Origin of the sequence: Micromonospora zhanjiangensis (genome assembly GCF_042650605.1) — a bacterium.
Taxonomy (GTDB): Bacteria; Actinomycetota; Actinomycetes; order Mycobacteriales; family Micromonosporaceae; genus Micromonospora_J; species Micromonospora_J zhanjiangensis.
This window is the reverse complement of sequence record NZ_JBHSBN010000057.1, coordinates 1-11,915: the sequence shown is the minus strand read 5'-3', so window position 1 is coordinate 11,915 and position 11,915 is coordinate 1. Positions and strand designations below refer to the sequence as shown.

At 70.5% G+C, this 11,915-nt stretch carries 11 protein-coding genes; 5 read left to right on the top strand and 6 right to left on the bottom strand.

The genetic code is table 11. The annotated features are described in order from the left end of the window. Nucleotides 1-332: 332 nt before the first annotated feature. On the bottom strand, nucleotides 333-1,256 hold the full coding sequence (locus ACFOX0_RS33205) for a GNAT family N-acetyltransferase (RefSeq protein WP_377553476.1): 924 nt from the start codon (nucleotides 1,254-1,256) through the stop codon (nucleotides 333-335). A gap of 225 nt (nucleotides 1,257-1,481) precedes the next feature. Here ACFOX0_RS33205 and ACFOX0_RS33200 point away from each other — a divergent pair, with 225 nt between their 5' ends. The 3 genes from ACFOX0_RS33200 to ACFOX0_RS33190 are packed head-to-tail and all read left to right on the top strand — an operon-like array spanning nucleotide 1,482 to nucleotide 3,888. Further along, nucleotides 1,482-1,790 (top strand): hypothetical protein, encoded by a 309-nt coding sequence (locus ACFOX0_RS33200; RefSeq protein WP_377553474.1) that lies wholly within the window; start codon nucleotides 1,482-1,484, stop codon nucleotides 1,788-1,790. Beyond that, entirely contained in the window at nucleotides 1,784-3,391 is a 1,608-nt protein-coding gene (locus tag ACFOX0_RS33195) for an alpha/beta hydrolase (protein ID WP_377553472.1), read from the top strand. The genes ACFOX0_RS33200 and ACFOX0_RS33195 overlap by 7 nt, the downstream gene beginning before the upstream one ends. Next, complete coding sequence (locus ACFOX0_RS33190; protein WP_377553470.1) at nucleotides 3,388-3,888, top strand: hypothetical protein; 501 nt, start codon at nucleotides 3,388-3,390, stop codon at nucleotides 3,886-3,888. Before ACFOX0_RS33195 ends, ACFOX0_RS33190 begins: the two co-directional genes overlap by 4 nt. A gap of 21 nt (nucleotides 3,889-3,909) precedes the next feature. On the opposite strand, the gene ACFOX0_RS33185 is transcribed toward ACFOX0_RS33190, so the two are convergent. From ACFOX0_RS33185 to ACFOX0_RS33170, 4 genes are read right to left on the bottom strand one after another with little or no spacing between them, the layout of a single operon-like run. Beyond that, complete coding sequence (locus ACFOX0_RS33185) at nucleotides 3,910-4,875, bottom strand: tetratricopeptide repeat protein (RefSeq protein ID WP_377553468.1); 966 nt, start codon at nucleotides 4,873-4,875, stop codon at nucleotides 3,910-3,912. Next, complete coding sequence (locus ACFOX0_RS33180) at nucleotides 4,872-7,130, bottom strand: CHAT domain-containing protein (protein ID WP_377553478.1); 2,259 nt, start codon at nucleotides 7,128-7,130, stop codon at nucleotides 4,872-4,874. The genes ACFOX0_RS33185 and ACFOX0_RS33180 overlap by 4 nt, the downstream gene beginning before the upstream one ends. A gap of 26 nt (nucleotides 7,131-7,156) precedes the next feature. After that, nucleotides 7,157-7,492 carry a hypothetical protein gene (locus ACFOX0_RS33175; protein ID WP_377553465.1) on the bottom strand — a complete coding sequence of 112 codons (336 nt, stop codon included), beginning with the start codon at nucleotides 7,490-7,492 and terminating at the stop codon, nucleotides 7,157-7,159. A gap of 3 nt (nucleotides 7,493-7,495) precedes the next feature. Then, nucleotides 7,496-8,650, bottom strand: a complete 1,155-nt coding sequence (locus ACFOX0_RS33170; RefSeq protein ID WP_377553464.1) for a tetratricopeptide repeat protein — start codon at nucleotides 8,648-8,650, stop codon at nucleotides 7,496-7,498. A 257-nt stretch (nucleotides 8,651-8,907) separates the two neighbouring features. Between ACFOX0_RS33170 and ACFOX0_RS33165 the strand changes: the two genes are divergently transcribed. Next, complete coding sequence (locus tag ACFOX0_RS33165; RefSeq protein ID WP_377553461.1) at nucleotides 8,908-9,051, top strand: hypothetical protein; 144 nt, start codon at nucleotides 8,908-8,910, stop codon at nucleotides 9,049-9,051. Nucleotides 9,052-9,100: 49 nt separating this feature from the next. Here ACFOX0_RS33165 and ACFOX0_RS33160 read toward each other — a convergent pair whose 3' ends face one another. After that, entirely contained in the window at nucleotides 9,101-11,401 is a 2,301-nt protein-coding gene (locus ACFOX0_RS33160) for a beta-L-arabinofuranosidase domain-containing protein (protein ID WP_377553459.1), read from the bottom strand. Nucleotides 11,402-11,689: 288 nt separating this feature from the next. Between ACFOX0_RS33160 and ACFOX0_RS33155 the strand changes: the two genes are divergently transcribed. Next, the coding region (locus tag ACFOX0_RS33155) for a cellulose binding domain-containing protein (RefSeq protein WP_377553456.1) at nucleotides 11,690-11,915 on the top strand (226 nt) is incomplete at its 3' end.

Sequence of the window (11,915 nt, the reverse complement as noted above, 5' to 3'; positions counted from 1 at the left end):
TTCCTTGAGGGCGCGGCCGAGTTGTCGCCTCGGGACCGTCGACCCCATGTCTTCGGCCATCGGCTGTCCATCCTTTCGATGTCAAATTTTGCAACATCCCGCCGGTCGTGCTGCAACACCGGAATCGCACCCCGGAAGCGCTGGGTAGGTGGGGTCGACATTTATCGGGACACGCTTTGACCGTACATTATGGATGCGACGAAAACCGATCAGCCAAGCGGCAGAAATGGGCGGCAGAACCGCCGCCGGGCGGTTCAAATATGAATGCCGGTCGCCTGGTCACCACACTGGTGACCAGGCGACCGTCCCGGCGGCAATTTTCTCGCCATTCTTTACAATGGCCGGCTGAACATCTTGCGGTTGGCGAAGTTGTGGTAGCCGGCGCGCTGAAAGGCCTTGGCCATGCCGATGTTTCCGGTGTCGCAGTCACCACGGATCTCCGTTGCCCCGGCGGTGACAAGGATGTGCGTCCCGCGGGCTACGACGGCGGTGGCGTAGCCCTGACCACGTCCGGCCGGGGCGACGCCGACCAGGCCGATCATGGCGGAACTCTGCGTACGGGCGGGCAGGCTGATCGCGACCGGCCGGTCCCGCTGGTCGTAGCCGATCTCGAACCAGTCCCGCTCGTGGTCCAGCTCCAGCATGTCGGCGAGATTGCGTTCGGCCGCGCCGCGCAGGCCGTGTTCGGCGATCTCGGCGAGGAAGACCGAATCTTTCGTGTCGGTGAAGGTGTCGGCGAGCAGGTCGACGAACGGCTCCTCGCCCAGCTCGGCGAGCGATTGCCAGTGCAGCCGGTCGTCCTGGACGGGAAGCGGATCGCCGTTCTGCCAGCGGAACCGCCGTCCGTCGCGGGTGACGGAGAAACCGTGTGTGGCGAGCAACCGCTCACGTCGCTGCGGGTCACGCTGGAACTGCGGGGCCTGGCTCGGCGTGTCCAGTACGTGACCTTGCGTTCGCGCACCGAGCGAGCGGGCCAGTTCGGCGGCGTGCGTCAGCAGGGCGGCAGCGGTCCGGTCGTCGCCCGGCTCCAGCAGCACGACGTCCGTGGGCACCGGGCGGCCGGGGAGCGTCCACAGCACGACGTTGCCGACGAGTTCGTTGTCCCGCTCGGCCACCAGGCACCAGGCCGGTTGGGTGCAGCCGCTGTCGAGCAGCCCGGACAGGTAGGCCGCGGTCGCGCTGTTGCGTTCGTCGTCGTTCGGGTACGTCGTCAGGGCGGGCAGTTCCCGGGGCCGGGCGGGGCGGATCGTCAGCACAGTCAGTTTCCTTCGTCGGTCATCGTGCATCGCGTCACGGGCGGGCTGGTGTCAGTCCCAACCGAACTGACCGGTCGGAGCGTAGTCGCCGCGGTAGGCGCGCACCGCCATCCCGAAGCCCCAGCCGCCCTGCTGGCCCTGGCCGAACGAGATGTGGACGCCGCCCCGTGCCCGACGGGACGGCTGTACTCGGACTGCTACGTTGTGTCGCGGGGAGGACGGTCGATGCCTGACGAGATCCGGGTCGAGCCGGCGGTGCTGGACGCGGGCGCGCTGGCCATGGTGGACCTGCGGGAGACCCTGCTCAAGGACGTCACCGACGTGACGCCGGAAACCGAGCAGGCGGCGCGTGACCTGGCGGGTTGGTCGACGGCCCTGGCCGTCGAGAACCTGCTCTGGTTCTGGCGGGACGACCTGCGCAAGCTCGCCGCACAGTTCGAGAGCGGCACCGACGGACTGCGCGGCTGCGCCCGGGACTACCGCCAGACCGACCATGCCAGCGCCGAGCACTTCCGCGCGGCGGGCGGATGGTGACCTTCGCCAACCTCCGGGACGCCCGCCCGGGTTCGCTCACGGAGGCGGTCGGGGCCTGGCGGTCGCTCGCCACCCAGATGACGGGCCTGGAACGGCGGGTCGACCAGGACGTCACCCGTCCGCTGCGGTCCGGCCGGTGGGCCGGGGACGCGGCGGACGCCGCCTTCACCCGGTTGTCCGCCATCGGCGGTCAGGCCGGCCTGGCCGCCCTGCAGAGCCGGACCATCACCGCGGTGCTCGACGCCGCCGCCACCCGGTTCGGCAACATCCAGCAGCGGCTGCGCGCGGCCCTCGACGCGGTCGCGCTGCTGGAGCTGACCGTGGACGGCAACGGCGCGGTCCACCCGCCGCCGGACGGCCCGCCGGCCCCGACGCCGGAACAGCAGCTCGTCCGCCAGCGCGACGTGCGGAACGCCGAGATCTACACGGAGCTGATCGCCAAGCTCGTCGCGGAGGCCACCGCCGAGGACCAGACCGTCCAGCACGCGCTGGGCCGGCTGGAGCCGGACCGCGCGGGCGCCATGGACCCGTACGAGTGGAAGGACGCCGTCAACGACGCCCGGGAGGCCGCCGCCCTGCTCGGCGTCGACGAGGCGGCCGTCCCGACCGGCGACCCGACCCGGGCCGCCGTCTGGTGGCGGGGGTTGACCGACGACCAACGGCAGCTCTACCTCGTGGCGTACCCGGAACGGGTCGGCGCCCTCGACGGCCTGCCGGCGGTCGACCGCGACGAGGCCAACCGGCTCGCCCTGCACGCGCGCCTCGGCGAGCTGGAGATGGCGTCGACCTGGAGCCCGGCCGGGGTACGGGACACCGCCCGGCTCAGCACCCTGCTCGCCACGCTGGACGCCGCCCGGTTCGGCCCACCCGACCAGCAGTTGCTGCTCCTCGGCCTCGACAACAAGGGCGACGGCCGGGCCGTCGTGGCCGTCGGCGACCCGGACACCGCCCGGCACACCGCGGTCATGGTGCCCGGGGTGGGCACCACCCTCGACGGCATGCGCGGCCAGATCGACCGCGCCGTCGAGCTGCACCGGGCCGCCCGGTCGCAGGGCGGACCGACGGCCGGCGGGATCTCCGTCATCGCCTGGCTCGGCTACGACACCCCCGGCCTCGACGGCAGCGCCGTCTCCGACCGGCTCTCCAAGGAGGGCGCGGTGCGGCTGGACGCCTTCACCGACGGCCTGCGCGCCGCTCACACCGCCGGTCCCGTCCACACCACCGTGGTCGGGCACAGCTACGGCAGCACCGTCGTCGGCGAGGCGGCCAGCCACGGCGACGGCCTGGCCGTGGACGACATCGTCACCGCGGGCAGCCCCGGCATGCACGTCAACGACGCCCGTGACCTGCACCTGGATCCCCGACACGTCTGGGCCGGTGCCGCCGCCGACGACCCGATCTCCGGTAGCCTCGGCAGCGCCCCCGGCATCCACGGCCGAGAACCGAGCGACGAGAGCTTCGGCGCCAACCGCTACCACGTCGACACCTCGGGACACAGCGGGTACTGGACGCCCGGCAGTGCCAGCCTCGACAACCAGGCCCGGATCGTCGTGGGCAGGTACGGCGACGTCGGCCTCGACACCGGGCGAGCGCCGCAGTGACCCGCCGGTACGTCGTCCCCGCCCTGGCCGTCGGCCTCGCCCTGATCGCCGGCTGCGCCCGTTCGCCGGCCGAGGAGAAAGGACCCGCCGTGCTGACCCGGTCCCTCGCCGACGTCGAGAACGCGACCCGTACCCACCTCACCGAGGCGCTCGCCATGGTCGACCAGGGCGAGCCCGATCCGGCCGCCCCGCAGATCGGCCCAGCGCCCTGCGACGGCCCGGACGACGGCCGGTTCCACGTCACCGGCTTCACCCACGTGACGTTGCCGGCGGAGCAACACCGGGCGGTGCTGACCCGACTGCGCGGCCAGGTGGAGGCGGGCGGCTACCAGGTGGTCGGCGCCCGCGACCTGGCCGGCGACACGGGCGGCGAACTGCGACTGCGGACCGCCGACGACTTCAGCGTCAACTGGGCCAGCTCGGGGGACCGGGTGTGGCTCGCCCTCACCGTCATGTCGCCGTGCGTCCTGCCGCCGGACGGCAAGTACCCGGGGTAGTCCCGAGGGGGCGCTGACCTGTCAGTCATCAGGGGCACGCCAGGTCGCCTTTCGCGCTTCTGCTCGTTCCTGGCGTACCTGTTCGAGCTTGGCCAGGTCAGACGCGAGATTCAGGTGGCCGACCTGGCGGTCGATGTCGACGACCAGTTCCAGCTCGCTGATCGCGCCGTCGAGGTTTCCGGCCGCCCGGTGGATCATCGCGATGTTGTACCGCGTGACGGCCTCGCCGGCGCGGTCGCCGACGTCCCGCTGGATGGGTAAGGCCTGGTGATAGTAGGTCAGGGACTGTCGCGGGTCGAGTCGCTTGTACACCAGGCCGATGTTGGCGAGGGTGGCGGCTTCGCCGACGCGGTCGCCGACCTCCCGCTGGATGGGGAGGGCTTGGTGGTAGTGGGCCAGCGCCCGCTGCCGATCGCCGAGACTGTCGTACGCGGCGCCGATGTTGGTGAGGGTGGCGGCTTCGCCGACGCGGTCGCCGACCTCCCGCCGGATGGGGAGGGCTTGACGATAATGGGCCAGCGCTTGTTGCCGGTCCCCGAGGTCGCTGTACACGCGGCCGATGTTGTTGAGGGTGGTGGCCTCGCCGATGCGGTCGCCGACGTCCCGCAGGATGGGTAGGGCCTGGTGGTAGTGGGCCAGGGCCCGTTCCCGGTCCCCGAGCCGGTTGTACACAACGCCGATGCTGCTGAGGGCGGCGGCCTCGTTGACGCGGTCGCCGGCCGCACGGTAAAGGTTTAGGGCCTGCTCGAAGCTGTCCAGGGCCCGCTGGGGCCGCGCTGTGAAAAGCTGGGCGCGGCCCAGGTGGTGGAAGGCGCTGGCGTCAGGGCCGAGGGTCAGGGTCGCGGACGCGAGGGCCACGACGTCCGCGAACGGGGACCTGCGCAGCCACACCCGCGCCACCCGCCTCCCGACGTCCCGGGCGATCAGCGCCTCCCGGCCCGCCACCGCCAGCCGGTGCACCTCCACCCACCGCGCGACCGTGGTCATGAGCCGGACTTGGCCGTGGCAGGGTCGGTGACCCAGAGCGCGTAGAGGGACCGGGCGGCTGCGGCGCAGGCTTCGACGTACTCGTCGTCGGTCAGCAGGGGGCGGATGAGCGGACGCAGGACGTTGGAGACGTAGTACCGGGGGCGACCGGTCTCCGGATCCGTACCCTCTTCGATAAGGCCGAGTTGGGCGGCGCGGGCGATGTGGTCGGTGGCCTCGGGGTGGTCGTGCAGGGCGTGGACGGTCTCCACCGGGACCGGCAGTTCCACGACGTTGACCTTGGCGAGCATCTTCCGCAGCTCGGCGGGCTGGGAGTCGAGAAGGTTCGTGGCCAGGATGTCCTCCCGGCGGAACCGGTCGGCCTCGTTCTCGATGGCGGTGACGAGGCCGTCGACGTCGAGGCGGGTGTCAGTGACGATCCGGTCGAGCCAGTCGAGCAGCCGGGGATTGCCGGCCGCGGCCTCGACGGCGCGATCCCGGATGGCGGCGTCGACGGTCGAGCCGGGTCCCAGGTTCGCCAGACTCGCCAGCTTCTTGTCCTGTTCGACGTTGGTGAGGGTTTCCAGCGACTCGACGACGACGCGGGTCCCGGCGGGTGCGGGGAACCGGTAGCGGCTGGTGATGATGACCCGGCTGGGACTGCCGGTGTCGCGGATGGCGGTGAGCAGGGCGGGCAGGATGTCGGCCATCTGCGCGGAGAGCACGTGGCCGCCGTCCCGCTCGTCGAGGTTGCCCTCCTCGAAGTCGTCGAACACGAACAGGCAGGGCGTCTGCCCGAGCGGCCCCTCGGCACGCAGCAGGTAGCGCAGCCGGGTCGCGAGGGGCACCCGGTCGTCGTCGAGCAGCGTGCTCGCCTCGATCTGCTGCTCCATCGTGGCGAACGTGACCTTGCCGGTCAGCTCCCGGAACTTGATCAGGTCGATCCGGCCGTACCAGACGGCCCGCTGGTGGGTCGGCATCCGTTCCAACAGCCGGGAGGCCAGGCTGCTCTTACCGAGACCGCCCATGCCGTGCAGGACCAGCGCCTGCGCCGGGCCGTCGCCACCGCCGGCTTGTTCGAGGGTACGCAGACAGCGCTGGATGATCCGCCGGCGCCCCACGAAGGTGGCCCGGGAGGCGACCCGGGACAGCTGGGTCTGGGGGTCCAGGAACTCCTGGTCGGCGGGCCGTACCTCGATCCGGGCGCGCCCCTTGGTGCGGCGGGGCGTGACCATGGGGGCGAGCGGGGACCGGTCGGCGTAGAGGCGCAGCAGGTGCCAGTTGCTCCGCTGGTTCGTGTACAGGTGCCGGCGGGCCTGGACGACGGCCCGGTCGAGCGGTTCCCCGTCGGCGAGCGACCGGTAGAGTTCGGCGGCGAACTCGGTCGCCGTGACGTCGCCGACCGGCAGCGCCCAGCCCAGTACGGCGGGCGCCCCGGCCCTGACCAGGCTCTCGCTCATCGACGGGAACGTGCCGCCGTCGGGGGCGCCGCCGGTGAGGCAGCCGGAGACGAAGACCAGCCGGGGCCAGCGTCCGGCCATGGCCTGGGCGATCTGGTCGGCGGTGGCGTGGGCGAGTCCGCCGAGTTCGTTCTCCACCAGGAAGACGGGCCGGCCGTCACCGCCGATGGTGGCGTGGCCGCTCAGGTGCAGCACGTCGAAGTAGCCCGCGCCGTAGTCGAGGCTCAGGAAACGCAACCCGTCCAGCGTGCCGCTCTCCTCGACGACCAGGTCGGTCCCGGTACGCGGAGCGGCCGCCAGGATGGCCGCCTCCTCCGCCTCGTAGCTGAGCACCGGCTCGACCCCCTCCGGGGAGGTGGCCATGAACAGCACCCGCAGCGGCCGGTTCCCCGGGGTGACCGGGGCCTTGAGCGCGGCGTTGGTGCCGACGGCCCGTACCGGTAGCAGCGGCGCGTGACCGGAGACGGTCAGATACGAACCGTCCCGGGCGAGCAACTCCCACGGCAGGTGCCGCAGCCGTTCGGCGGCGGTGATGCGCAGGGTGCTGCCGGGCGGGCTGTCCAGGACGGCGGTCAACCACCGCTGGTCACCGTCGAGGAACGCGGCGAGCCTCGTGCCGAGGTCGCGCAGTTGCGGCGCGCCGAACACCTTCTGCGCCACCGCGTGCTGGCTGTAGTCGCGTTCCACCAGGGCGATCAGGTCGTCGACGGCGGCCCGGTCCAGGCCACGGGTCTTCGGCGGCTTGTCACCGGCCGACAGGCGCAGCTCGCAGTAGCTGGAGGTCTGCTCGAAGATCTCCAGCTCGAAGGCGTTCATCTCGCTCACCCGGATCGTCTCCGTCCTCAGCCCTGCCGTGATTCGTTCTGCCGGAAAACGATCTCCAGCCGGGTCTGACTGGCGGTGGATATGTCGACGTGGGTGCCGTCGCCGAGCAGGATCGTGACGGTGGTGCCCTCGTCCCTGTCGCGGCGGGAGTTCCACCAGTCCCAGATCGTCTTGGCCGTGCCGACACCGGCGAACGCGAGCCCGATGACGGCCGTCACCATCTCGGCGGAGCGCCGCACCTCGACGGGCGACACGTTCTCGCCGGACCGGGCGTTCGCGGCGAGGGTGGCGCGCAGGTCCGCGGCCCACCGCGCGGCCTCCGGCCCCGAAACCTCAAGCGTGGCAGTACCCATCGGCTATCCCTTTCTCATCTGCTCGATCTGGTTGAGGAACGTCCGCATCTGGTCCAACGCCGGATGACTCGTCTGCTCCGCCAGGACGATGGCTCGGCGCTGAAACGCGACGGCATCTTCCGGCCGCGCCATCCGCACGAGCAACGCGGCCATGTTGAAGCTCGCTATCGCCTCCGATCCGCGGTCGCCGACGGCACGAAGGATCTCAAGCACGTCATCCAAGGTGTCCTCCGCCCTGACAAGATCGCCCTGCTGGAACTGAACAGTGCTGATGTTGTTCAGGGTGGCGGCTTCGCCGGCCCGGTCGCCCACGTCCCGCGTGATGGTCAGGGCTTGCTGGTAGTGGGTGAGGGCCTGTTGCCGGTCGCCGAGTCCGTCGTGCACGGCGCCGATGTTGTTCAGGGTGGCGGCTTCGCCCCCGCGGTCGCCCACGTCCCGCTGAATGGGCAGGGCCTGGTGGTAGTACGTGAGGGCCTGTTGCCGGTCGCCGAGTCCGTCGTACACGAGGCCGATGTTGGTGAGGGTGGTGGCTTCGCCGTCCCGATTGCCGACTTCTCGGGTGATGCTCAGGGCTTGCTGGTAGTGGGTGAGGGCCTGTTGCCGGTCCCCGAGCCGGTTGTGCACAGCGCCGATGTTGTTGAGGGTGATGGCTTCGCCGACGCGGTCGCCGACTTCTCGGGTGATGCTCAGGGCCTGCTGGTAGTGAATCAGGGCCTGTTGTCGATCCCCGAGCCGGTTGTGCACGCCGCCGATGTTGGTGAGGGTGGTGGCTTCGCCCGCGCGGTCGCCGACGTCCCGCACGATGGGTAGAGCCTGGTGGTAGTGGGTCAGGGCCTGTTGCCGGTAGCCGAGTCGGTTGTACACGAGGCCGATGCTGTGGAGGGTGGCGGCCTCGTTGCCGCGGTCGCCGGCCTGACGGTAAAGGTCCAGGGCCCGCCGGTAGCTGTCCAGGGCCTGCCGCGGCCGGCCCGTGAAGGACTGGGCCCAGCCCAGGTTGTAGAAGGCGCCGGCATCCGGGCCGAGAGTCAGGGTCGCGGTAGCGAGGGCCGCGACGTCTGCGAATCGCGACCTGGGCAGCCACGCCTTCGCCACCCGCTTTCCGGCGTCCCGGGCGATCAGCGGCTTTCGACCCGCCACCGCCAGCCGGTGCACCTCCACCCACCGCACGACCGTGCCAGCCGCGACGCCCGGAACGACAGGTTTCGGCTTCCCGGCCCGTGCACCGCCGGCCGTTGAGCCCGGACCGTCCGTCAAACCGACACCTTCCCCGCCTCGGCTCGCGCAATGGCCAGCCACGATACGACAGCCGTCGACCCGGTCGGCCGTATTGACCATGATCCGACATCGACGACCAGGCTGCAGCCCGCGTTGCCTGACGTGGCCGCCTCGGCCGACCGGTCCGCGCGGGGTCGACCATGGGCGTACAGATGATGGCGGTGACGCCGCGGGCGATGCCGGGCGGCGGCTTCTACGTCCTGAACAGTGCGCCCGGCCTGATCACCCCGCCCGGCCAGCCCGGCGGTACGGGAACGACCGACTACCTGCTCGCCTACGGGTAACCGCGCCCGGCATCCCGGTCCGCGTTCGTGCGGGCCGACCTGCCTCGGCTCAGGTGGTGGTGCAGGTGAGGTTGGTCGGCGGGTTGTTGGTGCCGGTCGACGTCCCGAGGAAGCCGAACGTGGTGGAGGCGCCGGCGGCGAGCGCGCCGTTGTAGGAGACGTTCGAGACGCTCACGTTCGCCCCGCTCTGGGTGTACGTACCGTTCCAGAGCTGGTTGACGGTCTGCCCGTTCGGGAAGGACCAGGAGACCGTCCACCCCTTGATCGGCGCCGCGCCCGCGGTCACGGTGACCTCCGCCTGGAAGCCGCCGGACCACGAACCGGTGATCCGGTAGACCGCGGTCGCCTGACCGGACCCCGGGGGTGAACTGGTCGCGGTGGGCGAGACGGTGGGCGAGACGGTGGGGGTCGCCGAGGCGGTCGCGGTCGGGGTCGCCGTGGTCGGCGGGGCCGTCGGTGGCGTCGGACCACCCACCTGGCCGGGTGCGTTCCAGTAGACGGTGTAGTTCATGTTCTGCGCGTCGTAGAACGGCAGGAGACTCACCGTGGATCCGTTCGCCGTGGCGGAGAACGCCAGCGAACCGCTGCTGGTCCGGGCGACCGATGCGACGTTCAGGCTCGGCGGCGAGCTCAGCGAGGTGTTGCCGTAGTTGCCGGCCAGCACGACCGGCCCGTAGACGGCGGCCGAGACGTTGGTGTTGTCGTTGGCGGCCCACATGGTGACCCGCATCGGCAGCCGGACGGTGACCGTGTCGCCGCTGCTCCAGGACCGGGTCAGGACGGCGTAGCTGTCCGGGGTGGTGGCGATGTCCTGCGCGACGCCGTTGACGCTGACGGTGGCCCCGCTGGTCCATCTCGGGATGCGGATGCGCATGGTCCACGTCCCGCTGACCGTCCCGGTGACGGTGAGGGTGGTGGTGTCGCTGACCGGGTAGGTGGTGGCCTGGGTGACCGTGATGCCGCGTTGGGTCCAGTTGAGGACCGACGGGAAGAACATGTTCACGATCAGGGTGGTGTCGTTGTAGAAGTAGATCGAGTTGGCCAGGCTCGTGTTGACCTCGATGCCGGTTCCCTGGCAGCACCAGAAGGAGTTGTAGTCCGTACTCCAGGTTCCGCCGCCCCAGGCCGGGCCGACGCCCCGGCGGCCACCGGGGTTCAGGGGCGTGAAGTAGGTGACGTGCCCGTGGCCGTCGGCCGGGTTCTGCGCGCCGATGATGTGGTTGAGCAACGCCCGCTCGTAGAAGTCGACCAGGTCGACGCGCTCGGGGTAGAGGGTGATCAGCTCGTGGGTGAGCTTGAGCATGTTGTACGTGTTGCAGTGCTCGCAGGTGTCCTTGGCGAGGTAGCCGGCGATGGCGTTACGGGGACGGAAGTGCTCGGCCTGGCTGTTGCCACCGATGACGTAGGTGTGTCCGGTGACCGCGATGTTCCAGGCGTTGGTGGCGATGTCCCGGTAGCGGGTGGTGTTGGTGGCCCGGTACTCACGGGGGGCGCCGATCCACTTGGGCACCTGGGTGTTCGCGTGCAGCCCGTTGAGCTGGTCGCTGTTCGAGGCGAGCGGGTTGAACACGGCGGCGTGGTCGAAGCGTTGGGCCGTGGTGAGCCAGCGGCTGTCGCCGGTCTGCAGGTGGATGTCGGCCAGGACGGCGTTCATGCCGCCGAACTCGGTGTTGAGGACGGACTGCATCTGGCTGCTGCTCAGCCGCGCGGTGCGGGTGTCGACCCAGCCGGCGAGCTTGAGGAGTACGTCGCGGGCCTGGGTGCTGCCGAGCAGGCGCCACACGTCGAGCAGGCCGGCGAGGGTCTTGTGGATGACGTAGTAGGGGACGTTGCCGTTGGACAGCCGGCCGGCTTCGAGGTTGTCGAAGTCGCTCTCCGGGAAGCCGCACAGGTAGCCCGCGCTGAAGCCCGCGGCGGGATTGTTCGTCTGGCACTTGGCCAGCTCGGCGACCATGTAGGTGGCCTTGTCCCGGCAGGTGGTGTCGCCCAGGACGGCCCACGCCTGCGCCCAGGCGGTCAGGAAGTGTCCCTGCATGTGGGTGCGGAACGGGAAGTTCGGCGCGTCCCACCCGCCGTTGGACGCGGCGCCGTTGGTGGACAGTCGATGGTTGGCCCGGAAGTTGTAGAGCATCCGGTCGACGTCCACGAACCGCAGGTAACTCACCGTCCGGTTCTGGTTGTCCAACCACCGACTGGCGGTCAACCGCACCTGCCCGAGATCGAAGGCGTACGCCTGCGTGATGGCGGCCTCGACGGCGGAACTGCCGACGAGGGCCGCCGCCGCGGAGGTGACGGCGGCGGCGCCGGTCACCTGGAGCAGGTGCCGCCGGCTCAGCGGGGGGAACGACATGATGGCCTCCGGAAAGGGTTCGCCGGCCGCCTCGGGCCCACCCGGCCGGGCCGGCGCCGCAGTCCTGGGTGGCGCAGGGGTCGGACAGATGATGTGAGCGTTAACATCGCGCGGATGGTCGACGCGTGGCGGTGCGACCCGAACGATACAAGCGCCTATCGACGTGAGTCAATCGGTTGAGGTTGGGAAACTGGGAGCGCTCCCGTAACATGCCTGACGCGGCTGTTAACGCTCTCGGGCAGTGACCTACGACAATGCGTAGGCGTCGTCCGCGTCGGAGGGATGACTATGACCAGATTCAGAGCAACCAATGTCGGGTTAGGGCTGGCCAGCGCTCTGGCGCTGGTGTCGGCGACGGTCGCCGTGGCGTTGCCGGCCGGCGCCGCGGCGGCGGGCTGTTCGGTGAACTACGCCGTGTCGTCCCAGTGGCAGGGCGGGTTCGGTGCCAACGTGTCGATCACGAACCTCGGTGACGCGTTGTCCAGTTGGACGTTGACCTGGTCGTTCGGTGCCG